Raw genomic sequence first — 24,215 nt, 5'->3', positions numbered from 1 at the left:
AGTGGAGTCCGCCAGAGTGGTGTACCGGTAGCTCGGTGATCGTGTCGTCGTAGACGAGGACGCGGTCACCGCGTGACCCTTCGAGTGATCTCTGATAACCGACTCGAAGAAGGACTCCACGATGACCGCTCCCACGAGTATCGACCCTGCCCGTTTCCTGCACGAGCAGCTCTCGCAGGCGTCCCCGGACCTGATGCGCGAGCTGTTGTCCACGTTCATCGACGCGTTGTTGTCGGCCGAGGCGGACGCGGTCTGCGGCGCCGGGTGGGGCCAGGTGTCGACGAATCGGGTCAACCAGCGCAACGGCTATCGGCACCGTGACCTGGACACCCGCGTCGGCACGATCGATGTCGCGGTTCCCAAGCTGCGCACCGGGTCCTACTTCCCGGAGTGGCTGTTGACCCGGCGCCGTCGCGCGGAGGAGGCGCTGACCAGCGTGGTCGCGACCTGCTACCTGCTGGGGGTTTCGACCCGCCGGATGGACAAGCTCGTGCAGTCCCTGGGCATCACGGGCCTGTCGCGTTCGCAGGTCTCGGAGATGTCCAAGGACCTCGACGAGCAGGTCGCCGCGTTCCGCACGCGCCCGTTGGACGCCGGCCCCTACACGTTCTTGGCCGCGGACGCGTTGACGATGAAGGTCCGTGAGGCCGGTCGGGTGGTGGGCGCGGTGGTCCTGGTCGCGACCGGGGTCAACGCCGACGGGCACCGGGAGGTCCTCGGGGTCCAGGTCAGCACCGCCGAGACCGGCCCGGCGTGGCTCACGTTCTTCCAGGACCTCGTGGCCCGTGGCCTGAGCGGAGTGAAGCTGGTGACCTCTGACGCCCACGCCGGGCTGGTCGCCGCGATCGGTGCGACCTTGCCCGGCGCGACCTGGCAACGCTGCCGCACCCACTACGCGGCGAACCTGATGTCGACCTGCCCGAAGGCGTCGTGGCCCGCGGTCAAGGCGATGCTGCACAGCGTCTACGACCAGCCGACTGCCAAGGACGTGGCCGCCCAGTTCGACAAGCTGCTGGACGCCGTGGGCGACAAGCTCCCCGCAGTCGCCGAGCACCTGGATGCTGCTCGCGCCGACGTCCTTGCCTTCACCGCGTTCCCCAAGGACCTGTGGCGTCAGGTGTGGTCGAACAATCCGAACGAGCGCCTCAACCGCGAGATCCGTCGGCGCACCGACGTCGTGGGCATCTTCCCCGACCGCGGCTCGGTGATCCGCCTGGTCGGGGCCGTCCTGGCCGAGCAGCACGACGAATGGGCCGAAGGACGCCGCTACCTCGGCCTCGAGCTCCTCGCCAAAGCCCGAATCACGATCGTCCCCGACGAAGAGGGGGTAGCCGATCCACCTCTGGCCCTGACCGCCTGAACAACACCAGGATCACGCCGAACCGCTACACCACTCCCCAGGACTTGACCGGCCGTGCCGGCCGAGTGGAACCGGGATCGCATCGTGGCGCCGCTGCTACGCCAGATGCGCGAGGTGGACAGGCTCGCGCGGCGCGCCGAGGAGCTTCCGGGTGAAGTGGAGGCGGCGAACACGGCGCTGGAGGTGGCCACGGAGGCGTGCGGTGCCAGGGAGGCCGCATGGCGGGCGGGTGAGTTGGCCTTCGCGGAGGTCCTCGGCGCACGTGAACGGCTGGAGGAGGCGAGGCGCGTACGAGCAGCTCTGGGTCGTGAGCTCCACAGCCACCTGGGGCAGACCCTGGACGGCAGGCTGGAGAAAGCCCAGGAGCGTTTCAAGAGGGACCTACTCGACCGGGACGGTGCGAAGCGACGGGCGTCCGAGCTCGTTGACGAGGTCCGGCGGTTGGAGGTTCGCCGCGCTGAGCGGGACAGAGCCGCGGCCCGGCACGAAGAGCGGGAGCGCGCAAACGAGGCACGACAGGCTCACGAAGCGCGCCTACGTGAAGCGCGGGAGCAGCAGAGCGCTGAGGTCGCGCGGTACCTGGGAGCAGTCCTCTAGCAGTCGCTGCCAGTGCGACGTGTCCAATGCGGCGCGTCGCACTGGCGCGGCTCGCGCGCGCCCCGCCTCACCATCGACGAAATTGGAGGACCGACAACCGCATGACCATCAACAAGCCAACCTCTCGCCCGAGTCCAGACCGATTTCCGTCCCGCTGCAGCGGGCCGGAGATCCGCAGCGAGACTGGGCCGTCTCCGGCCACCCGTGCGCAGGTCTGCTCGCGGGAGGGCGCGCGGGCCAGCGCGCGCAGCGAGCGGCAGCGGTGGCGCCTTCGGGCCTGGGCGCGCGCACTTCCGCGTGAGCGTCAACGGCTGACCGATGACCCGGTGCAGGTCGTTGCCGCGGCGATCGCGGCCCGTGTCCCAGCTGTGAGCCTGTCGGGAGGCTGGTTGCTCCGCGAGACCGGACTCGACCCTAGTGCGGTACACGTCGCGCTGGTGGAACTCGAGCGTGCTGGGATCGTTACGGCGGGCTCAATCGCGTCCGGCCGGGCGGACATCCTCACCCCGGCCGTTCTCGACCTGATGGGCATTGAGGCACTCGCGCTGCCGTGGCACGTACTTCCAGACGTCGACCCACCCGGCGGCGGGATCGTCGCGCGCACAGACCGGGCTGCCGACGACATCGCGGACGTCGAGTGGTACCGGACCGAGGCAGCGGCCTGATGGCGAGCGGGCGTCGTAAGGGGATCTCGATTGTCGAGGACTGGGTCGCCGTCTCACGTGACCACGACGAAGCCGCAGCGCACAACTGGGACCTGTCGACCGACCTGCGGATGCTGTCGGCGGCGCGGTGGCGCCTGGAGCTGTCCGGGCACTCGCATTGGCGCCGTGGTGAGCTGCGAGACGTGCTTGCCAGCCCCGACGCCGCAGGGGAGCTGAAACCGCTGTCGGCCAGTGCCGTGGGGCGCCGCATCAAGGCGCTGGTCGACGCCGGCCAGCTCCTCCCCGGCTCCTGGTCCCAGTGTCTCGTCCTGCCGCTGTTCAAGGTTCAGACCGGCATGAAGGGCACGCCCACCGAGTGTCCGAGGAAGCCGGCTGGGGGGTTCCCGCTGGGCGACGCTGAATGAACCCGAGCGTCCGAGGTGCGGGATCGGTCCGAAACCCAGGCGGTGAACGCCGGGGATGGGCCTAGATCCCAAGCGTCGGACGCCAACGCACGAGCCGCTGACCTGCGCATTTAGGGCGTGCTCTCTCCTCTCTCTCCCAACGGCGGAAAGGCAGGGGGGAGCACGCCTGGGCCAGCTCAACGGGCAGTTGCAGCGGCGCGGGCCCCTTGGGGGCCCGGCCAGCGTAGAAGCTGCAACGGCAGAGCATCGGGGGCCCCAAGGGGCCCACCAGAAGATTTGGATCCACAACCTGTAACCCTTGGAACGGCCCGAGCGTGAAACGCTCTTTAGCCCCCGATCTGGTGGCTAAGCGTCGGACCCGGCGGGGGGTCCTCTAGAGCCCTCCGACCTGCACATACGTCCGCCGCCGCGCAAGCGCCAAGCCCTTCCACGAGTGGCTCATCGACCCCCTGATCGTGGCGGAAGTCCAGCTGCTAAGACGTAGCGGCCGGACGCTGCTGGCTGCGAGGTCATACCCCACCCCGTGGCACCCAAAGCGTGAGACCGAAGAGGAGGACATAGAAGTCATGCCGAAATCAATCGACCACCGGGGCGAGACCTATGGAACGTGGGTCGTCGTAGAAGGCGCCGGTACTGACCCCAAGTCTCGCCAACGCCGCTGGCTTCTGCGCTGTTCGACGTGCGGAGCCGAGCGGGTGACCCTGGGCCAAACACTCCGAGAGGGCCATGCAGGTCGAACACTCTGCCGGTCATGCAAACCGATCGGATACGAGGCAGCGCACAGGCGGGTGATCCGCAAAAGAGGGCGAGCTTCGACCCACCCGTGCATGTGGGTGGACTGCGGGCGTAGGGCTGACCATTGGGCGCTCATGATCGGATTTCGCCCGAACGCAGAGCGCGAAGAGCGCATTAAGGGCAGCATCCTGCGCTACTCACTCGACGTAAGCAGCTACCAGCCAATGTGCGCCCGATGCCATGCGCGATGGGATCGGATGCAGACGCCTCGCTGAAACCGCACGCGCACCCGCCACGGGCAAGCGGGCGGGCACGGCATTCTCGTCCCCACGTGCGGCACTCGTGCGGACGGGACGCCGTGGCCCGCTTGACCTTCGCTGCGTCACACAATCACCGGCGCGCGTGTGGGCGTCTCACGCCGCAGATCACGAGCCTACCCGCGGTAACGATAGGCGAGAAGCTAGCGTCGGACATTGATTTCGAACGTTCGCAGGTAATCAGAATAGAGTTGGTTCGTAGCGATTCCGCGATCGATTCGGCTCACGACCTGTTGGTACTCCGTCAGCTTGTCCGTTACCACAAACACATGCCGCACATCCTGACGACGTGCAATGGCCTCGGTGAACGGCCCGATGGCCTCAATGTCGAACAGTACGCCATAAGTTGCCTGGCTCGGCAATGCCCAGCCCTCGCCGGACCTGACTCGTGCCACCCTGGACGGCCGGGTGTGACCGTGGGTCGCTGACCTGCTGGTTCGTGGCGTGGTGGTGCTGGATGTGGTCACTAAGAACCTGGTCGTGGAAGCCTGCGGGGGTGGTCTCGCGGTTCGTGCGCAAGGTCCGCACCGCGTCGGGAGCGGTCGCGGTGCAGGTCGTGACGCGTCGGGGCCGGCAGGTCGAGCATGTCGAGCATGTCGGGTCTGCCCATACCGATGCCGAGCTGGAGTTGTTGCTGGTCGCGGCGCGTGAGCGGCTGTTCCCGGGTCAGGAGGTCCTGGACCTGGGCGTCGTGGCGGTGGTCCCGGCGCGGATGGACGAGGTCGCGGACTGGACGAGCGAACCTCGGCTGCCCCTGGGGGCGTCGACGGCGCCGGCCGGTGGGCGCCGCGTCGTGACCGCTGCGGGTGGGCGGGTCGTGGGAACGTCAGCCGACCTGTTGTGGAGCGTCCTGACCAGCGCATACACCCGTCTGGGGTTCGATGTGCTGGGTGATGAGGGCTTCCGGGCGATGGTCCTGGCCCGGATCGTGGAGCCGACGTCGAAGGCCGATGTCGTGCGGGTCCTGGCCGAGATCGGCGCCCCGCCGGTCGGTGTGCGCACGTTGTTCCGGTCCCTGGCCCGTTGCCAGGCCCGGGACTACCGCGGGCAGCTGGCAACCGCGTGCTGGGCGCATTCGGGCGCCGCGGATGGGGCCGCGGCCCTGGTGCTCTACGACGTGACGACGCTGCACTTCGAACGCGGCGACGAGGACGAGCTGCGCAGGGTCGGGATGAGCAAGGAGCACCGCGTCGACCCGCAGGTCCAGGTCGGACTGCTCGTCGACCCCGGTGGGTTCCCGTTGGAGGTGCACCTGTTCGAGGGCAACAAGGCCGAGACCACCACGCTGATCCCGGTCCTGACCGCCTTCGCGGCCCGGCACCAGATCGCCGACATGGTCGTGGTGGCCGACGCCGGGATGCTGTCGGCGGCCAACTTGAACGCGATCGAGGACGCGGGGTTCGCCTTCATCGTCGGCTCGAGGATCACCAAGGCGCCCTACGACCTGGCCGAGCACTTCGAACGGCACGGCAACTACTTCACCGACGGGCAGGTCCTGGAGTCGACCCGCGTGATGGGCACCGGCACGGGCGCACGGGACCGGCGGGTGGTCTACCAGTGGAAGTTCACGCGCGAGCAGCACGACAACAAGGCCATCAACGCGATGGTCACCAAAGCGGAGAAGGTCGCTGACGGGTCCCGGCCGCTGCGCCGCGACCGGTTCGTCAAGATCACCGGGGCCGACAAGGGCGTGGACTGGGACCTGGTCGAACGCGCCCGCCAGCTGGCCGGCCTGAAGGGATACGTCACCAACCTGCCGGTCAGCGCCATGGACGGCGCAGCGGTGATCAGCGCCTACCACGACCTGTGGCACGTCGAGCAGTCGTTCCGGATGACCAAGGGCGACCTACGGGCCCGACCCGTGTTCCACCACCAGCGCGACGCGATCGAGGCCCACCTGAGCGTCGTGTTCGCAGCCCTGGCCATCGCCCGTCACCTGCAAGACGCCACCGGGGTCAGCATCAAGAAGATCGTCCAGACCCTGCGCACCCAACGCTCCGCGACCATCACGATCAACGGCCAACGCCTCACCCTCGAACCCGACCTCACCGACGCCGCCAGCGACATCCGCCGCCGCCTCGAAACAGGTCACTAAGCCAGTTGGCACGAGTCAGGTCCCGCGCATTGCTGGCTCATCGCAATCGAGGGTGTAATTGGGTCCACGAAGTCCCGAGACTTCACATTCAGACCCCAACTACACCCTCGAATGCGATGAGCCCCCAAACTCTCAGTGCAGTCCACAGCGACGTTGGCAGCACCTGACGCGATCCCGGTGTAGTAACTCGCCTCTGCTGCAACATCGGCCGCCGCCGCGGCTTCGCTGGCCCAACCCCGGCCGCGCTCAAAGGTCGTGAACGTCGCCTGACCCGGCGAAGGCCTCGGTGGCGCCGACCGGACGGTCAATATCCAGAGCACTATCCCAGGGCTCGCGTTATGAGGACCCACGAGCTGATGGCCGCGATGACGAACCACCAGAAGATGTCGATGTTCTTCGGTTGCGCGACAGCGCTGGGCTCCCAATCGGCGGGTCGGCCCGCACGTTGCCATCTCTTCAGGTCCCTCGACGCGAACGCATAGCGCACGAGCTGGCTCGGGGTCCACGACATGATCGCCAGCCCGACAAGACCGCCTGCCACACCCAACGACGCGAAGTGGAGCGCGGCGGCGATCAGGCCGAATCCAATCGAGATACCGCCGCCCACCACCACGCCGACACCGGCGCTCACCCGAAGTGCAAGGGCACGAGCCGCAAAGTCGGGGCTTGGGCCGAACGTGCGGGCCATCGCTTCATCCGGTGTTGTCAACCCGGCCGTGCCGCCAACCCTCAGAGCGACCACCGTCAGCGCGCGATGAATCATGTAGATCGCGCTTCCCGGGGTCATCGGGCGGTACCGGTTCAGCCGCATGCGATTGCTCCGATTCTAGGTGCGACAAGTCCTGCCGCGGTCAACTCCTCTGCGATCTGCGAGCTACCGTTACGAGATTGCTCTGACCGCGCTGATCAGGAGCATCACCACGCCCAAACCCAGAAGTGGCCAGCGTGCGTGGCGAGAGAAGCGCCAAGCGCCGTGAGCCTGGGCATAACGATTTCCTGGCGGCGGCTCTTTTAGTGATCTCAGGAAGAGTACCACGAACATCACGAGACAGTAGATGCCGAGACTAGTGGTGTTCACAGGAATTCCAAACGGTGTCCCAAGGATAAGCCAGCGGAATGCCTAGCCAACCGGCGGTTGGACCGCCTGGCCATTGCGTTACGCCGAAGCCGATAGCAGTGGACGCCGCATCCCAGCCGCAGGCGGCCCAGGCACGTTCAGTGCAGTCCACTCCGCCGCTTGCGAGACCTGACGCGATCCCGGTGTAGTAACTCACCTCTGCTCCAGCATCAGCTGATGCTGCGGTTCCACTTATCCAACCCCAGCTACCGTCCGCCCCAATTGTGACCACCGCGTCTCCGGCGAACACCTCGGTTGCGCCGAAGCCTATGCCTCCGGTGGCGATCACTCCGACGACTGCCGCGGAGGCTCCGGTGATCCCGGCGACGGACTTAACGACACCACCGAAGGATTCGCCGCCGTCACCGGTCGGACCCCCTACGAGTCCGGACAGGCAGTTGCCGTCTCCCCAGAATCCCGCCGAGAAGACGTTCGAGGTGCAGAGTCCGCTGGGGTCGCTGCCGTTAAGAGGATTGTCGTTCACGTACCCATACGCGGATCCCGTGACCGCTGCTAAAGGATCGCGTGTGAGGAATTGTGCGGTAGTGGGGTCGTAGTAGCGGGCGCGTAGGTGGATGAGCCCGGATTCGGGGTCGGTGTATTGGCCGGCGTAGCCGAAGGGGTTGGCGGCTGTTCCGGTGGTGCCGGTGAGGTTGCCGTAGGGGTCGTAGCTGTAGGTGGCGACGACGGTCCCGGTGGCGTTGGTCAGGGCACGGGTGGATCCGAGCTGGTCGTGGTGGTAGTACAGCACGGCTCCGCCGGAGGTGACCTGCTCGAGGGGTAGGCCGCCGGGGCCGTAGATGTAGCTGGTGGTGCCGTCGACGAGGAGCAAGGGGATGCTGCTGGTCAGGTCCCAGGTGTAGTTGGTGGTCACGCCGGTGGAGTAGTTGGTCTTGCTGGACCGCAGCCCGTCTCCGTCGTAGCGGTAGTAGGCGGTGGTGCCGTACTGGTCGAGTTGTCCGGATTGGTAGTAGGTCAGTGTCGTGGTGCCTGACGGCGTGGTGACGGTGGTGCGGTTGCCTTGCGGGTCGTAGCCGCAGCTGGCCTGCCCCGCCGGTCGCAGGGCCAGCAGGACGCCGACGAGTTGGGTGCTGACGCTGTGGGTGGCGGTGCGGGTCCCGGTGGCGCCCGCGGTGGCCAGCGGCTGGTCGAGGATCGCGGTGTCCGTGGTCCCGCCGGCTTGCTGGACCCGGCGGGTCATGCCCGTGGGCGCCGACCAGGTGCCGGCGGTGCTGGCCGAACCGTCGACCATGACGAGTTGCTCGCCGGTCAGGCTGCTGGTGACCGAGGGAACGGTGACGGCAGTGCCGGCGGTGGTGGATGCCGAGGCGGTCACGTCGATCGGGGTGGTGGGGTCCACGCCGCGGTAGACCGCCACGGCGACCGACTTGGCGATCTTGCCCTGGAAGCTCACCGTCACAACCGGCCCGTCGGTGGCGGTGACCGTGTGGTCGAACACGACGATCTTGGTGGCGGTGCTGCCGGTGCCGGAGGTGTAGGTCCCGACCGTGGCGTACCCCGTGGGGCCGGTGATCGTCTTGCCGTTGGGCAGGGTCGCGACGACCAGCACCTGGTCACCCGCCGTGGTGCCTGAGGGCAGCGACATGCTCAGGGAGCTTGAGGTGGCGTCACCTGCACTGGCAGTCCCGACCAGGGAGATCGCGGGCGCAGTGGTGCCAGTCAGCTCGTCGGCCGCGTCGAAGCTCTGGGCGGTGTTGTCCAGCCGCTTGGTCAGGTTGTCGGCCTGGTCGTAGGCGTACGTCGCGGCGTCCACACCGCTGAGCTGGTTGAGGGTGCTGTAACTCCACGCGTGGCTGTCGGCCGGCACCCCGGTGGAACTCACCGCTGTCGCGAGATTGGCGCCGTCCCGGGTGTAGCCGAAGGCCGCGAACGGCGCGGTGGGCGTCCCGGTCGGAGCATCGCTGATGGCCATCAGCCGGTTGGCGGCGTCGAACGTCTGGGAGTCGGTGGTGCCGTTCGGGTTCGTCTGCGTTGTCAGGTTCGAGTTGGGGTCGTAGCCGAAGGTCGTCTGGTGCTTGGCCCAGTCCTTCACCCCGGTCAGCCGGTTGGCTGCGTCGTAGCTGCGGGTCACGGTCCCGGTCGTGCCTGGGTAGGTGATGGAGGTGAGTCGTCCGCCCAGGTCGTAGCCATAGGCGACGGTCTGGCCGTTGCCGTTCTTGGTGGCGATCAACCGGTGCAGGCTGTCCCATGTCCACGTTGGCTGTCCGCTCCCGTCGTTCTGCGCAGTCAGCTGCCCATCGGCGTCGTAGTAGATGGAGAAGACCGCCGGAGTCCCGCTGTCGCTGTAGGTGACGCCGGTGACCTCGCCAGCCTGGTCGTAGGTCGTCGTCGTGGTCCTCCCCGATGGATCGGTGAGGGTCAGCAGCAGCCCGTTGGGGTCGTAGACGTAGGACGTGGTGCGGTTCAGGGCGTCGGTGACGGTGCGCTGGTGGCCCGCCGCGTCGTAGGTGTAGGCGGTGGCGTTGCCGGCGGCGTCGTACTGGTGGTGCACGCTGCCGTCGGCCCAGTAGTCCGTGCGCAGTGTTGTGCCGTCCGGCCGTTGCGTGGCCGTCAGCTGTCCGGCGGCGTCATGGACGTAGGTTGTCGTGTGGCCGTCGCCGTCGGTCGACCAGTCCTGGTTGCCGTCTGCGTCGTAGTGCTCGACGACCTGGTGCGCGGTGGGCGTGCTCGCGGTCCACAAGGGGTCGCGCGTGATGGTCGGGCGCCCGTACGCGTCATAGGCATAGGTGGTCGTGTTGGCGGCCGGGTTGCCGCCGGTGATGTTGCCCTTCGGGGAGACCATCGAGGTACGCAGGCCGCGGCCGGTGTCATAGCCGTAGGTCGTCTTGTCCCCAGCGCTGTTCTCCGGCGTGGCTGGTGCCGTCACCGCGGTGACAGCACCGAACGCGTCGTAGGCCGTCGTCGTCGTGTTGCCGTTCGGGTCGGTCACCGAGGTGACGTCTCCCGGGTGTGACGGGTCGTCGTGGTGGAAGGTCGTCGTCGAGATGGCCACGGTGGCACCGGTCGTGTTGTCCAGAAGGGGAGCCGACCGCGTCAGCAGGTTCCCCGCCGCGTCGTACGTCATGGTCGTGGTGATCGGCTGACCGTTGATCGTCTTGGGCTCGGTGATCGAGGTGACCTCGTTCAACGCGTTGTACGTGTAGCTCGTGGTGCGGTTCAGCGGATCGGTGCTGGACAGCACGTTGCCCGAGGGGTCGACCACCTGCTGGGTCAGGTTGCCGTCCGGGTCCACGACCACCGTCTTGCCGACCGACGTCGGGTCGTAGCGGTAGTAGGTGGTCGCGGCCGCCTGGGTGCCGTACCCGTGGGTCACGAACGTCGTCATCCCGAACTGGTTGCCGTAGACGGTGATGTTGCCCGCCGGGTCGGTGACCTTGGTGGCTGACGGCATCGAGGTGTAGTCGAACGACGTGGTCCGTCCTAGCGGGTCGGACTGCCAGTCGACCCGTCCGGCCGCGTCGTAGTGGTTCGTCGTCACCGGCGTCGGCGAAGTCGTGACGTCCCCGCAGAAGCGGGGCGAGCGCATCGTCACCAGCCGGTGGGAGTCGTCGTAGGTGAACTGCCAGTGCCCGCCCCCGACGTCGACGACGTCGGTCAGGTTCCCGGCCGCGTCATATCCGTACGTCAACGTCCGCGCCGGCGTCGAGGAATCGCGTACCGAGGTCACGTGCGCGCCGGCGAAGCTGAAGGTGTAGCTGCGGCCCGCCGGGTCCTGGACCACCATCGTCGAGCCGTCTGGGTGACTGATCGTAGTGGTCAGGCCATTCAGATCCCGGACGGCGGTCAGCTGCCCATTGGCGTCGAAGGTGATGATCTGGCGAGCTTGCCGTGTGAATGTCCATGTCCCGTCGCCGTTGTGAACGAGCGTGGCCACGGCGCGCGGAGGCGCCGACCAGCTGCCCGCATTCGACGTGAAGGTGACCTGAGCTCCGTTCTCCTCACTGACGACCGCCGTCGAGGCGTCCGCCGTCAGCGAGATGCCGTAGGAGTCCGTCCAGCCGTACCCGAACGGGCCATCAGTTCCGGCCGCCAACGAGTTGTACGTGCGCGACAGGTCCAGTGACGGTCCACGGCCAGGGGTCGACAGGTCCGCGAACGTGTGCCAGAAGTTCCCCGTCACGGTGTCGACCGGGTAGTTCGTCGCCGATGCCTGAGTCGCGTGCCCGCGCGCGCAGCCGCCCAGCTCCTCACTCGCGCTGACCGACCCACCAACGAGCGCAGCCTGCGGATACTGCGCGACAACTGCCTCGCCTCGCGTGGGTGTGACAGGGAACGTGGCTACCGCTGTGTCGCTGAGGGTGACCCCGTCGGTGAACGTCTGTGAGTACGTGTACACCACCGTCCACTGGCCGAAGCACACGCCGGTCCACGGGATCGTCGTGCTGGTGCTGCCGATCCGCCCCGGCAAGAGATACGTCTTGCCCACGATGCCCCAGCTGTACGAGTACTTCTGGTCGACGAGGGTCCCGCACGCGTCGTAAACCGCATCGGACTGCACATTGTTCTCAGTGGTCTGGTTGCCGGTTACCGAATCATTGAAGGCGATGTCCGCGCAGAATGCGTACTTGTTGTCGGAATAGACGAAGACCGAGGTATAGCAGTCGATGGTGCCCTCGGTAGTCTGAACGTCGAACATGTCATTGGGATCGAAGCCGGCCGGCGCCACATTGGAAACAGTCAGAGTGTCCCCGGCGGCACTGCTCACCATGGGACTGGAGAGAGAGTCGCGGTCGGCTTCTTCGACGGCGCCTGCACGGCCGCTGGGTAGCCGCTTGGCGGCTTCCCAGCTCCGGCTGCGCCGAACGACCCGGGCCGCGGGGCGGGGCTCGCCGTGGGGCTCGGCGCCGGCGACGGTTGCCCCGATGCGTGAACACCCTCAGGACGTGGTCCCGCCGAAGCCGCAACCGCGGCAGAGTGCGGCCCTATGGTCGGCACCGCGTTCGCTGGCATGGCAGCCACCGTCACCATGGCGGCAGCGGTCGCCGTGACCGCAGCGATCAGACGAACCTTGCGACTCCAGCCAACAGTGCCAACCATCGCACGCGCCCCCTAGCGCCGAGCCCCCCGCTGACGAACCGGAACGTAGCAGCGGGATCCCTAACCACAGGGTCCGGTATGTTCCGTGTCACCCGATCGGTCCAACAGTCTGAGAACCCGCTAAGCGCCGGCAGAGCGCCGCCCATGCGTCCTCGCGCAGTGGCGTCCCTGATGGTGGTGTAGCGCTGGGGCCGTGTGGCGTCGTGGACGACGACGCGGTCACCGCGTGATCCTTCGAGTGAACCTTCCACAGCACTCTCGAATGGAGCATCACGATGACCGCACCACGCATTGTCGACCCCGCCGGCGTCTTGGGCGAGGCCCTGTCCGGGGCTTCCCCGGACCTGAGGCGGCACCTGTTGGGCACGGTGATCAACAGTCTGCTGTCGGCAGAGGCCGACTCGGTCTGCGGCGCCGAGTGAGGCCAGGTCTCCCCGGAGCGGGTCAACCAGCGCAACGGCTACGAGGCCAGGACACCCGGGTCGGCACGCTCGACTTCCCGGTCCCAAGTTGCGCACCGAGTCCTACTTCCCTCAGTGGCTGCTCGAGCACAGGAAGCGCGCCGAGGCGGCGCTGAGCAGCATGGTCGCGACCTCCTCCCTGTTGGGGGGTCTCCACCGGCCAGATGGACAAGCTCGTGGAGTCCCTCGGCATCACCAGTCTGAGCAAGTCGCAGGTCTCGCGAACACGTGCGCACTGGCCACCGACAAGCAAGAAGGCCGCCTCTCCACCCGGAGAAACGGCCTCTGACCTGCCCAAACGTGGAGCTGAAGGGACTCGAACCCTCGACCCCCTGCAGCGCGACGGCAGGCTCGCCCGTCTCGCCGCGGATCGAGTCGACTGGCGTCGTCTCGGACCTTCTCCGCTCTGGCCTGGGCCACGACCGAGATCTGCTCGCTGTGACGCCTCCACGATATCGACCTCGGCCAGGTTGTCTCGATCGAGCTGGATCTACCTCGCGCGGAGTTTCTGGCTACTTCTTGTTCACCCCCTCTGATGACGCCGCCCTTCGGGGCAAGTCCGTGGAAGCGGTCAGGCTCTGACACCGGAGCGTTCGGGTCAGGGCCGGCAGCAGCCTCCACGACCATTCGGCTGTGCGGTTCGGCGAGTACGGCTGGCGATGACGCACCGCCCGCACGGTCGGACGCCGAGCGCTCAGCGGCGCCAGAGCCGGTCGATCGGCATGACGTGGAGCCGGTCCTCGAAGGTGTAGCTGCGAGCTCCGGTGTAGAGCGCCACGCCCGCGACGAATGCGGATCCCAGGCGCTCGCGCAGCTGCCGCAGACCCGAGAAGTCGTCCCTGCCGACTCGGCTGGCCGCTTTGATCTCGAAAGCGGTCACACGGCCGTCGTCGGCTTCGATCACGACGTCGACTTCCGCGTTGTCGCGGGTGCGCCAGTGGCCAACCGACGCGATCCCGTCAGTCCAGGTGGCCTGCGCGAGAAGCTCCCCGACGACGAACGTCTCCAGCAGGTGGCCGAACTGGGTGAGCGCCGCGGGGTCACGGCGGGCGAGCTTGTCCGCCGTCAGCCGCAGGAGTCTGGCGGCTACGCCCGCGTCGATCAGATGCACCTTCGGTCTGGCCGTCGTCCTTTTCGTCAGTGTGCGGTCCCACGCTGGCAGCAGCCGGACGAGGAACACCGCCTCCAGGAGCCGTACGTAGTCGCGTGCCGTCTTCTCGTCGATCCCCAGACCGTCCGCCAGTCGCGCGCCGTTGAGGACCTGTGCGGTCTGCCCGGCAAGGCGTTCGAGCACGATCGGCAACGTGTGGGCCTGACGCACTCGGGAGAGCTCCTGAACATCACGTTCCAGGGTGAGCCGAACCCAGTCCTCGATCCACCGCGACCTTGCACCGTCGCTGCGCGCGGCGAGGGCCAACGGGAACCCACCCTTGACGATCCGATCGATGTACTCCTCTCGAGCCGTGGTCGAGGCCGGCGCCGCGACCGTCTCCGCCGGGTCGTTCATGAGGCCGGCCAGCAGGCCTCCCGCCGAACCCTCGATCTCGGCCTGCGACAGTGGCAGCACCGCCAGGCGCTGCAGCCGCCCGGTGAGGGCTTGCGCGGCACGCGGCAGCGACTCATGACGCGCGGACCCGGTCAGGACGAACTGCCCCGGACGGCTCGACCGGTTCAGCCGAGCCTTGATCGCATCGAGGACCACAGGTGCGTGCTGATACTCGTCGATGAGCACAGGTCCGGGCCCGTCGATCATGACCGCCGGGTCGGCGGCGACCGCCGCGCGCACATCGACATCGTCCAGATCGAGGACCTCGCCACCCAGACGCTCCGCAAGCCCCGCCAGCAGGGTCGACTTGCCCACCGTACGAGGGCCCTCGAGCAGGAGAACCGGACTCTCCGAGCAACGCTCGACCACAACCGGCAAGATCTTGCGCTCAACCAGGTCAGCGTCGCTTCTCACGGGTACACGATAGGCCGACTCCCGTTCCGTCGTACTTCATACTCCTGAATTGCCACTGCGCAAACGCCCGTTCTGCCACCCGGCCAACTCCTGAATTGGCCAACCGCGACCTCCCGCCGTGGCGCCAGCAGACACCCGGGCAGGCCATCGGCCGACGATTCGCTCCCAGCAGTGGGCCGCCACCCAGCCCGCCCCGCCCAACGGGCATGAACCGGGAGGCGACCGGTGGTGATGACCAGTGCCTGCGCCGGGCGGTTCACCTTGCCGCCCGCGTGCGACGATGCGCAGCGTGCCCATGACCTACGGCAACGAGGTCCTGCAGCTCCGGCGCGAGCTCGAGCGCCTTCGCGAGGAGAACCAGCGGCTCTCACGGTTGCTCGAGCTTCAACGCCACGAGACGACACCGGCACCCGAGCAGCCGACTGCCGCATCGGCGGCGGGCGGCCTGGTCACGATGGCGTCGCCCGTCGCCGACAAGCTCGCACTCTTCACGAACTTGTTCCGCGCCCGCTCCGACGTCTACGCCCTGCGATGGGAGAACGCCCGAACCGGCGCCGCCGGCTGGTCACCTGCCGTCGCAGGCGGCTGGCGTCAGGGCATGGACCGCCGAACGGTCCGCTACCTGCCGCTACGCAAGGAGGTGATCGGCGCCCACCTCGTCGGCGACGTGTTCGCGGGTCTCTACCCGCTGCTGCCGGACAACTCGTGCCGATTCCTCGCCGCCGACTTCGACGGACCGGTGGCCCTGCTCGATGCGCTCGCGTACACCAAGGCGGCGCGCGCCCACGGCGTGCCGTCCGCGCTGGAGATCTCGCAATCAGGCCGCGGCGCACACGTGTGGACCTTCTTCGCCGAGGACACCGCGGCCAGCACCGCACGGGCGGTCGGCACCGTGCTGGTACACGAGGCGATAGTGCTGCGCGGCTCGATGGACCTGCGCTCGTACGACCGGCTGTTCCCGAACCAGGACGTGATGCCCGACGGCGGGTTCGGCAACCTCATCGCTGCGCCACTCCAAGGGCAGCGCCGTAAGGACGGGCTCACCCTGTTCCTCGATCTCGCCACGCTCGAGCCGTACGACGACCAGTGGAACTACCTGTCGACGCTCGATCGACTCAGCCCACGTGACGCCTCGCGAGTCGCACGCGCGGCGGGCCGCACGCTCGTCGGCCAGGACGTCAGCCAGCTGAGCCGCTCGAGCTCGACCAAGGTCCGGCCTCATCTCCCACCGGTCGTGCACGCCGAGCTTGGCGCGGGCCTGACGCTGGAGTCCTCCGAGCTGACACCGGCCGCGCTGTCGACCTTCAAGCACGCGGCGTCGATGGCCAACCCGCTGTTCTACGAGCGCGAGCGGCTGCGGAAGTCCACTTGGGACACACCACGGTTCATCCGCGGCTACGACGTCACCCTCGACGACCGACTCGTCCTACCGCGAGCCTTGCGCCACTCCGTGGCCGACATCGTGGACAACGCGGGCTCCAGGCTCGTCGTCACCGACCTTCGGAACACGGGGCAGGAGATCGACGTGACGTTCACGGCCGACCTCACCTCCAGCCAGGGCGCCGCGGTTGACGCCCTCCTCGCGCACGACGACGGCGTCCTCGTCGCCCCTCCCGGATCGGGCAAGACCGTGATCGCCTGCGCCGTGATCGCCGAACGTGCCACGTCCACGCTGGTGCTCGTCGACCGCAAGGCACTCGCCGAGCAGTGGCGCAGCCGGATCGAGGAGTTCCTCGGGGTTCCCCCAGGCCAAGTCGGTGCCGGCCGTCGCAAGCTCACGGGTGTCGTCGACATCGCGATGATGCCGTCGCTGGCACGGCGCGACGATGTGACCGAACTCACCAGCGGCTACGGCCAGGTCGTCGTCGACGAGTGCCATCACCTTGCCGCGGCCGCGTACGACCACTCCGTGAAGAAGATCGCCGCCCAGTTCTGGCTCGGCCTGACTGCCACTCCCACACGGCGCGACGGACTGGGGAACCTCGTCAACTGGCACCTCGGCCCGATCCGCCACACCGTGACGGACGCCGCGCCGGGCACGCTGGACGCGGCCTGGTCGGCACACGGAGGACCACGCCGCGTGCTGCACGTGCACGACACCGTCTTCACCCACGACTCCGTGGACCCGTCCTCGCCGGGCGCCCTCGCCGCCATCCACCGCGCACTTGTCGCCGACGAGGTTCGCAACACCCAGATCGTCGACGACATCGCGGCCGCACTCGGCCGCGGTCGCAACTGCCTCGTCCTGACCCGTCGCGTCTCCCACCTGCAGGCGCTGGCGGCGCGACTGACCGCCCGCGGGTTCCAACCGATCGTGATGCACGGTGGCATGTCCACCACCGACCGGCGCGCCGCGGTCGCGACCCTCGCGGCCGCCGATGCCGGCGCCGGCATCCTCGTCATCGGCACGACGCCGTTCATCGGCGAGGGCTTCGACGCCCCCGCACTCGACGCCCTCTTCCTCGCCGCCCCGATCTCCTTCGCCGGCCTGCTCGTCCAGTGCGCGGGCCGGATCGTCAGGTCCTTCCCTGGCAAGGACGTCGCCGAGGTCCACGACTACCACGACGCAGCGGTACCTGTCCTCGCGGCCTCCCTGCAACGGCGGATGCCCGGCTACCGCGCCCTGAGGTTCCAGCCGTTGCGCTGACCCACCCGTCCACGCGTCGCTGTCCCAGACACGAACCGGCGATCTCCGCGGCACCTCCTCGCGGCACTTGAGTACGCCACATCGGTCGCTGGCGTGCCCAGGTCCGGCGGTTCGTCGCCTGGAGCCCGAGGCCATCCCAGCGCTTCGACGTCGACGCTCAGCTCCCAGAAGAACTGGGCACCCGCGACGACAAGCTCGCCATCACCTACCGCACCGCCGTCGTCCTGGCTGCCTGCATCACCTGGACACGCATATGAGCGATATCAGAGTCTTGTGAGGCAACTGAGCGCCGCGCAAGCCCGCGAGCTGGTTGATGCGTACCGGGCCGGCGATTCGACGTATGTGCTCGCGCGACGGTTCGGGCTGTGCCGGGAGACGGTGTCTGGACACCTGGAGCGAGCGCGCTGGAGGGGTTGCCGAACTCTGTGGCCAGGTAGGGCAGCATCGCCTCGAGCACGGCCGGATCCACCGGCGTGGTGGCGTTGTAGTCCAGATACGCCGGCCGGCCGGCCAATCCCGGATGCGCCGGCCGCATCAGAACACCACGACCTTGTCGGCGGCCAGCGTGGCGTCGGCGAGCTCGTCCATCGAAGATCGCCGCGCCCCGCCCAGCAGCACCGGCTCGCCGATCCCGCGGGCGTCCATGCAGGTCCCGCAGCACAGCACCCGCCCACCCGCGCGGACCACCCCGCCGAGCATGCGGTCGAGCTTGTAGTACCCGTCCGGGGTGCGCTGTCCGTCGATCGCCGCAGTCACCCCATCACCCATGAGGAACACCGTGATCTCCACCGCGTCGCGCTTGGCCAGCGTTCCGGCCAGGCGCACCGCGTTATACGTCGCGTCCGACCCGTACGCCGCGCCGTTGATCACCATGAGCACACTCGTCATGCCGATCACCGTATCTTCTATTCCATGCACTTCGGGAACACGATCAAGGCCGACGTCTTCGACGCCCTCGCGACACTGGTCAAGGCCCTCGGCAACGGCCGGCGCCTCGAGCTGGTCGAGCTGCTCGCCCAGGGCGAGCACTCCGTCGACGACCTGGCCCGGATGTCGGGGATGGCACTGACGACGACCTCGGCCCACCTGCGGACCCTCAAGGCCGCCGGCCTGGTGCGTACCCGCCGGGAGCGCACCACGATCCACTACCGGCTGGCCGGCGACGACGTGGCCAAACTGTTCGTCACCGCCAAACGCGTCGGCCTCACCCGCTCCCCCAAGCTGCGCGAGACCCTGCACCAGTACCTGACCGACGCCGACGGGTCCACCGTCGGGCTGAGCGGCGTCCCGACGATCGACGCGGCGGCCGTCACCACTGACATGACAGTGGTCGACGTTCGCCCGGCCCAGGAGTACGCCGACGGACACTTCCCCGGTGCCCTGTCCATCCCCCTGGCCGACCTGACCGAGCGCACCGGCCAGATCCCCCCGGACCGGCCCGTCGTCCTGTACTGCCGCGGCGAGCTGTGCCGCCTGGCCCGCCAGGCCGCCCACCAGCTACGCCAGCACGGCTTCGACGCCCGTGCCATGGACGAAGGCGTCCTCGAATGGCGGGCGAATGGCACCGTAGACCTCGACGGCGCGGCCTGACGCTCTCGCCGATCGGCCGTCAGTGACGTGCGTTGCGCTGGCGGAAGGCAGACCCGCAGGCACAGGTGACCGGGGCGGCGTTGACGCCGACGCGACGGCTCAGGCGGGACCTACGCGGTGCTCCTCCCGCGGTCGCGCCTGGCACGCGCACGTGGCCCCACAGGCAGGCCACGCGGGCTGCGCGCCATGAGGCAACTGCGGCGCCCGACCGGAGCCGGCTGCACACGGCCTGCTCGACGACCCGTCCCGAGCAGGACACAGACATCCCAGGTTGTTCGGATGTCAAGCCGCGGCGTCGGTGAGGGCAGTGGCGAGGACCGGCCACCCGCTACGACGAGCTCGTCATCCGGTCAATACACTGCGCTGCGGTTCACCGAACGCTGGCTCTGGAAGAGCATCGCCGCCTCGATCGGCACGATCAGCGACGCCCACGCCAACTGCGTCATGCAATCGATTGACGACGGCGCAACTCCCGAGACGCTTCACGGGGCGCTGATGCCCCGATGGCCGACGGCCGCCACGCGGTGCCACCAGCTGATGCGCCGCTCGAGCCATGCGTCGGCCGTGAGTGGGTCCGTCGCCTGGTAGTAGTTGAACAGCAGCAGTGCGGCAAAGACCAGTGCATAGATCAGTGCAGTGCCGACGTCCGACGCGCCGGAGGTGTACGGGCCACCGAAGCCTTCCGCGGTCGACCAGATCAACATGCTGAACACGAGTGCCGCGCTGTAGGTGAGCTTCTGGGCGAAACCCATGATCAGCGCGAGGGCGATCACAGTCTCGATGACAGCCACCAAGTAGGCGAACAGAGGCACGTCAGGGTGCTGCAGATCGATCCAGAACCGGAACCAGAGCTGCAACCACCGCGGCTGGCCGTCGGACTGGGCCATGATCGTGCTCATGTAGTCCGCTCGGAAGCCGGGCAGCCACTTCAGAATGGCGTCGATCAGCCAGACGATCCCGAACACCACCCTCAGCGCCGCCGTGGGCCAGTGGCCCTCGCCGGCCCGCGACACGACCACGCCCTTGTCTCTCACGGCCACGACATGCCTCCTCGAATCGAAGAATCCAAGCCTGCTCGGGTGGTGGGGACCCGGGCGGGATTCGTGCAGAGCGATCTGACGACGACCTTTCGCCTCGACAGCCGCGGACCGGTGGCGAAACCGCGAATCTTTGATGTTCCTTTGATTAAGCCACCGCCGCCTGGACTTTCCCGCGAGCATTCGCGCCCCCAACCCTCGTCAAACGTGAGGCAAGCACCAGAGGGAACCCATAGGTGTCCGATGGAGGGTTGTCGTGTTGGGGCTGGGGACAACCGCGCTGGTACGTCGGTGCGGCGCTCAGCGCCTGAGAGGAGATCACCGCGATGATGGGCTGGTACGGCATGGGCACGGGCTGGGGCTCTTGGCTGGGTATGGGCCTCTTCTGGCTCGTGCTGCTAGGGGTGATTCTCTACGCGGTGGTTCGGCTGCTGCCATCGGGTCGGTCCAGCGATGGAGGCCGCAGCGCCGAGTCCCCGGCGGAGATCCTCGACCGGCGGTTCGCGCGTGGGGAGATCGACGTCGAGACCTACCAGGCGCAGCGGGCGATCCTCGGCAACGCGGGTGCCCGGTGACCACGCCGATGGCCACCGACGCGTTCGGCCCGAACGCGCCACGACGGGGACGGCGTGCCTGGCTGGTGGTCACGCTGGTGACGGCCGTGGTTCTGCTGGGCGGGTCTGTGGCGGCGACCGTGGCGTGGGCAGGCTCGGGCCGATCGGGCGCCGCCGCGTACGGCGCCGGTTGGGGCGGCATGATGGGCGGCCGGGTGGCTGCCTCCGCCCCACATCTGGCCGGGACCACCGTGCACGTCACCGCCGTCGACATGGGCGCGATGATGGGCGGAAACGGCCCCATGCGCCTGGTCCTCGATCGCAGCTCGGCACCCGTCGGCACCGTCTCGCTGGTGCTCACGAATGCCGGGCTGCGCACCCACGAGCTCGTTGTGCTACCCCTGCCCGCCGGCCAGCAGGCAGGTACCCGCCCGGTCGGCGCCGACGGCAAGGTCGACGAGTCCGGCAGCCTCAGCGAGGCCTCTCGCAGCGGCGGCGCCAGCGCCGGAGATGGCATCCAACCCGGAGCGGCAGGCTGGACCACGCTCGACTTGCCGGCGGGTCGGTACGAGCTCATCTGCAACGAGCCTGGCCACTACGCCGCCGGGATGTACGCCGAGCTCACCGTCTCCTGACCCCTCCGGCCTGCCCGGGCGCGGACGGCGACATCCCCGTTGCTGGGGTCCTACGTCCGGGCTTCCGGGATCAAGGCGGCGACCTGGGGTCAGGCAGGAGCGGGGCGAGGCCGTCTGGCGCGGGCCGGCGCCGGTCTTGCTTCCTTCGTCGAACCTTCGTCGTTCGCCCGGGTCGACGTGGGCACGGACAGGTGATGGTTGGTGCCGTGGCCGGGGAAGTGCCCCGGTGGACATCCCGCTGGGGACCGGGACGACGGAGGGAGCGCAGCGATGATGGGCTGGTACGGCGCGGGCATGGGCTGGGGCGCCTGGCTGGGGATGGGCTTGTTCTGGCTGCTGCTGCTGGGCGTGATCTTGTACGCGGTCGTACGGCTGCTGCCCTCGGGCGGGTCGAGCCGGCGAGATCGCGACCCTGACTCACCGGAGGAGATCGTCGACCGGCGGTTCGCCCGTGGAGACATCGACCTCGAGACCTACCAGGCCCAGCGGGCGGTGCTCCGGCAGATGCGAGGCGACCGGTGAGCCCCGTTCCGCGCTCACGGCTGATCGCGGTCGCGGACACCGCGGATGCCGGATGAGCGTCACCCCGGTGGTGGTCGGCCCGGCGCCCGCGACGGCGACGGGCCGTCCCAATTCGACCTGGTCGCGCCTGGGCCTTGGGGGGCGCCTGTTCGCCGCGATGGCTCTCGTGGTGGCCACGGGCGCGGGCACGCTGCTCGTCGTCTCGCTGCTCGTGGCGCCCGCGGTGTTCATGGACCACCTGAGCCGCGCGGGAGCGCCGGACCTGACCCCGGTCGTGACCACGCACGTCGACGAGGCCTTCACTCAGGCGACACTCGTCTCGCTCGGCACGGGCACGCTCACGGCGGTGATCACGGCTGGCCTGGTCACGTGGTTGGTCGCCCGGCGCATCGCCACTCCGGTCGCCGACCTCGCGCTGGTGACCGGCCGGCTGGCGAACGGTACCTACGACGTGCGGGCGGTCGACCCTCGCCTCGGCCCGGAGTTCGCGGTCCTCGGCACGTCGGTCAACGAGCTCGCCGCCCAGCTGGCAACCTCGGAGGACACGCGTCGGCGGCTGCTGAGTGACCTCGGGCACCAGCTGCGCACCCCGGTCGCCTCGCTGGAGGCAACGGTCGAGGCGATCGGCGACCAAGTCCTGCCGGTGGACGAGGACACCCTGGCCACCCTTACCGACCAGGTGGGCAGGCTGCACCGGTTGGTGGCGGACATCGAGTCGGTGTCCCGTGCGGAGGAGCGTCAGCTCGCCCTGGACCCACAACCAGCCGCGGCGGCAGACCTCGCCCGGCGGGCCGCGGCGGTGCTGCTCCCGCAGTTCCGCGTCGCCGGCGTCGGGCTGGAGGTCCGTGCGAGCGACCCGGGGCCTACCGTCGTCGTCGACGCCGACCGCATCGTCGAGACCCTGCTCAACGTCCTGGACAACGCGTTGCGGCACACGCACGCCGGCGGCCACGTCGCGGTGCGCCTGGAGGGCCCGAGGCCGGACCCGGACGAGCCGCACCGGGCGCTGGTCGCCCTTGTCGTCGCGGACGACGGCGAGGGCTTCGATCCGCAGCAGGGGCCGCTGCTGTTCCAGCGTTTCTACCGGGCCGGCGAGCCGACGAGCGGGCAGGCGGCGTCCGGGCCTGGCCGGCACGGCTCGGGCATCGGGCTGACCATCGCCCGCGCAATCGTCGAGGCCCACCACGGCTCCATCAGTGCGCGCTCCGACGGCCCCGGCCGCGGTGCCACGTTCACCCTGACGCTGCCCGTGCCGCGGTGAGTCAGCCGGGTCCCATCCGGTAGCCGACACCGCGGACAGTGCGGATGTAGCGCGGGGCCCGCGGGTCGTCGCCGAGCTTGCGGCGCACGTTGCCGACGTGGATGTCCACCAGGTGCTCGTCGCCGACCCAGTCCGACTGCCAGACCCGGTCGATCAGCTGGCGGCGCGTGTAGGCCTGGCGGGGGTGGCCGCTCAGCTCGTCGAGCAGGTCGAACTCGGTCTTGGTCAGGTGGACCGCGCGCCCCTCGACGGCCACCTCCCGGGCGACCGGGTCGACGGTCAGGGCGCCGAACCGGCGGACGTCGCTCGCGGGCTCGCGTGTGATCGACGAAGGTGCCTCGCTCGCCGTCGTACGCACCCCGATGTGGGGGCGGCGCAGCATGGTGCGGATCCGGGCGATGAGCTCACGCGGGCTGAACGGCTTGGTGACGTAGTCGTCGGCCCCCACCGACAGCCCGACGAGCTTGTCCACCTCGTCGGCCCGGGCCGTGAGCATGACGACGTAGGCGTCGGAGAACGTCCGCAGCGCGCGGCACACCTCGATCCCGTCGATGCCCGGAAGTCCGAGGTCGAGCACCACCACGTCCGGCGACTCGCGGCGGGCCAGCTCCAGCGCGTCCTCCCCGGTCCCCGCGGAGCTGACCAGGAAGCCGTCGCGCTCCAGGTAGCCGACGACCGCGCGCACCAGGCTCGGCTCGTCGTCCACCACGAGCGCGCGGAAGCGCGCCCCCTGGCCGCCCGTCACACTCACCACCGCCTCACCCGCCGCATGGTAGAGCTCCGGCCTCGCAACGGCCGATCGGCACCTGCGCCATCACCGGAGGACATCGGCGATGACCTGCTGGCGGACATCCAGCGCCAGGAGGGCCACGCAGATCGACACGTACAGTCCCCGCGCCACCCGGCGACTCAACGTGACGTCCACCCCGAGCCAGCGCCCCCTCAGGTGGCCGACTGCCGCGCGGAGGACCACCAGCCCCGCGGCAACGAGCGCCACCGCTCCGAGCGGTTGTAGTACCAGGCCAGCGCCCAGCGCGCGGTCACGGCGAAGTATGCGGACCGCGTCCCACCGCACACCGGGTCCATGATCCCGAGCCGGTGCAGCGGACCGTGCAGATCCACCGGCGGCAGTCCCCACAAAGCCATGGCCGCTGTCGGCACCCGTCACCCCGCCAAGGCCGGCCCAACTGAGCCCGCGGT

The 24,215-nt window shown here is 68.8% G+C and carries 18 protein-coding genes and 2 pseudogenes; 12 read left to right on the top strand and 8 right to left on the bottom strand.

Going from position 1 to position 24,215, the window contains the following annotated elements; genetic code table 11:
• Window positions 1-121 precede the first annotated feature (121 nt).
• The 5 genes from M6444_RS08220 (at window position 122) to M6444_RS08200 (ending at window position 6,173) form a co-directional block, all read left to right on the top strand.
• Complete coding sequence (locus M6444_RS08220) at window positions 122-1,360, top strand: IS256 family transposase (protein ID WP_298325399.1); 1,239 nt, start codon at window positions 122-124, stop codon at window positions 1,358-1,360.
• Window positions 1,361-1,414: 54 nt separating this feature from the next.
• Window positions 1,415-1,957 (top strand): hypothetical protein, encoded by a 543-nt coding sequence (locus M6444_RS08215; RefSeq protein WP_298325396.1) that lies wholly within the window; start codon window positions 1,415-1,417, stop codon window positions 1,955-1,957.
• Between the two features lie 101 nt (window positions 1,958-2,058).
• Complete coding sequence (locus tag M6444_RS08210; RefSeq protein ID WP_298325393.1) at window positions 2,059-2,622, top strand: hypothetical protein; 564 nt, start codon at window positions 2,059-2,061, stop codon at window positions 2,620-2,622.
• The gene (locus tag M6444_RS08205; protein WP_298325390.1) at window positions 2,622-3,026 is read left to right on the top strand and encodes a hypothetical protein; all 405 of its coding nucleotides are present in this window, start codon (window positions 2,622-2,624) and stop codon (window positions 3,024-3,026) included. Before M6444_RS08210 ends, M6444_RS08205 begins: the two co-directional genes overlap by 1 nt.
• 1,548 nt (window positions 3,027-4,574) lie before the next feature.
• Window positions 4,575-6,173, top strand: coding sequence for an IS1634 family transposase (locus M6444_RS08200; RefSeq protein ID WP_298325387.1), 1,599 nt, complete (start codon window positions 4,575-4,577; stop codon window positions 6,171-6,173).
• Between the two features lie 319 nt (window positions 6,174-6,492).
• Here M6444_RS08200 and M6444_RS08195 read toward each other — a convergent pair whose 3' ends face one another.
• Together M6444_RS08195 and M6444_RS08190 are read right to left on the bottom strand one after the other, a co-directional pair.
• Window positions 6,493-6,984: a hypothetical protein gene (locus tag M6444_RS08195; protein ID WP_298325384.1), complete on the bottom strand. Its 492-nt coding sequence runs from the start codon at window positions 6,982-6,984 to the stop codon at window positions 6,493-6,495.
• A gap of 253 nt (window positions 6,985-7,237) precedes the next feature.
• Window positions 7,238-11,947, bottom strand: a complete 4,710-nt coding sequence (locus tag M6444_RS08190; RefSeq protein WP_298325381.1) for an RHS repeat-associated core domain-containing protein — start codon at window positions 11,945-11,947, stop codon at window positions 7,238-7,240.
• 676 nt (window positions 11,948-12,623) lie between these two features.
• On the opposite strand from M6444_RS08190, the pseudogene M6444_RS08185 reads away from it, so the two are divergent.
• Window positions 12,624-13,033 (top strand): annotated as a pseudogene (locus tag M6444_RS08185) (transposase); the annotation flags it as partial.
• 470 nt (window positions 13,034-13,503) lie between these two features.
• On the opposite strand, the gene M6444_RS08180 reads toward M6444_RS08185, so the two are convergent.
• The gene (locus tag M6444_RS08180; protein WP_298325378.1) at window positions 13,504-14,769 is read right to left on the bottom strand and encodes an ATP-binding protein; all 1,266 of its coding nucleotides are present in this window, start codon (window positions 14,767-14,769) and stop codon (window positions 13,504-13,506) included.
• Window positions 14,770-15,064: 295 nt separating this feature from the next.
• Here M6444_RS08180 and M6444_RS08175 point away from each other — a divergent pair, with 295 nt between their 5' ends.
• A complete protein-coding gene (locus M6444_RS08175) occupies window positions 15,065-17,416 on the top strand; it encodes a DEAD/DEAH box helicase (RefSeq protein WP_298325402.1) in 2,352 nt (783 codons plus the stop codon).
• 403 nt (window positions 17,417-17,819) lie between these two features.
• Here M6444_RS08175 and M6444_RS22925 read toward each other — a convergent pair.
• Window positions 17,820-17,951 (bottom strand): annotated as a pseudogene (locus M6444_RS22925) (cysteine desulfurase NifS); the annotation flags it as partial.
• The gene (locus tag M6444_RS08170) at window positions 17,951-18,304 is read right to left on the bottom strand and encodes a DsrE family protein (protein ID WP_291751029.1); all 354 of its coding nucleotides are present in this window, start codon (window positions 18,302-18,304) and stop codon (window positions 17,951-17,953) included. The gene M6444_RS08170 and the pseudogene M6444_RS22925, both read right to left, overlap by 1 nt.
• A 24-nt stretch (window positions 18,305-18,328) precedes the next feature.
• Between M6444_RS08170 and M6444_RS08165 the strand changes: the two genes are divergently transcribed.
• Window positions 18,329-19,006, top strand: a complete 678-nt coding sequence (locus M6444_RS08165; protein WP_298325374.1) for a metalloregulator ArsR/SmtB family transcription factor — start codon at window positions 18,329-18,331, stop codon at window positions 19,004-19,006.
• A gap of 482 nt (window positions 19,007-19,488) precedes the next feature.
• Here the strand turns inward: M6444_RS08165 and M6444_RS08160 are convergent, their stop codons facing one another.
• Complete coding sequence (locus M6444_RS08160) at window positions 19,489-20,046, bottom strand: DoxX family membrane protein (RefSeq protein ID WP_291751027.1); 558 nt, start codon at window positions 20,044-20,046, stop codon at window positions 19,489-19,491.
• Between the two features lie 323 nt (window positions 20,047-20,369).
• Here M6444_RS08160 and M6444_RS08155 point away from each other — a divergent pair, with 323 nt between their 5' ends.
• The 4 genes from M6444_RS08155 (at window position 20,370) to M6444_RS08140 (ending at window position 23,015) form a co-directional block, all read left to right on the top strand.
• On the top strand, window positions 20,370-20,618 hold the full coding sequence (locus tag M6444_RS08155) for a hypothetical protein (RefSeq protein WP_298325369.1): 249 nt from the start codon (window positions 20,370-20,372) through the stop codon (window positions 20,616-20,618).
• Entirely contained in the window at window positions 20,615-21,232 is a 618-nt protein-coding gene (locus tag M6444_RS08150; RefSeq protein ID WP_298325366.1) for a sulfocyanin-like copper-binding protein, read from the top strand. The genes M6444_RS08155 and M6444_RS08150 overlap by 4 nt, the downstream gene beginning before the upstream one ends.
• 270 nt (window positions 21,233-21,502) lie before the next feature.
• Window positions 21,503-21,754: an SHOCT domain-containing protein gene (locus M6444_RS08145; protein ID WP_291751024.1), complete on the top strand. Its 252-nt coding sequence runs from the start codon at window positions 21,503-21,505 to the stop codon at window positions 21,752-21,754.
• Window positions 21,755-21,806: 52 nt separating this feature from the next.
• Complete coding sequence (locus M6444_RS08140; protein WP_298325363.1) at window positions 21,807-23,015, top strand: HAMP domain-containing sensor histidine kinase; 1,209 nt, start codon at window positions 21,807-21,809, stop codon at window positions 23,013-23,015.
• A 1-nt stretch (window position 23,016) separates the two neighbouring features.
• Here M6444_RS08140 and M6444_RS08135 read toward each other — a convergent pair whose 3' ends face one another.
• Both M6444_RS08135 and M6444_RS08130 read right to left on the bottom strand, forming a co-directional pair.
• Window positions 23,017-23,760, bottom strand: coding sequence for a response regulator transcription factor (locus M6444_RS08135; RefSeq protein ID WP_298325360.1), 744 nt, complete (start codon window positions 23,758-23,760; stop codon window positions 23,017-23,019).
• A 197-nt stretch (window positions 23,761-23,957) separates the two neighbouring features.
• Window positions 23,958-24,176 carry a DUF2752 domain-containing protein gene (locus tag M6444_RS08130; protein WP_298325357.1) on the bottom strand — a complete coding sequence of 73 codons (219 nt, stop codon included), beginning with the start codon at window positions 24,174-24,176 and terminating at the stop codon, window positions 23,958-23,960.
• Window positions 24,177-24,215 lie beyond the last annotated feature (39 nt).

It is taken from the genome of Haloactinopolyspora sp. (assembly GCF_027324685.1).
Taxonomy (GTDB): Bacteria; Actinomycetota; Actinomycetes; order Jiangellales; family Jiangellaceae; genus Haloactinopolyspora.
The sequence above is the reverse complement of the archived record's forward strand: the minus strand, read 5'-3'. Positions and strand labels throughout refer to the sequence as shown.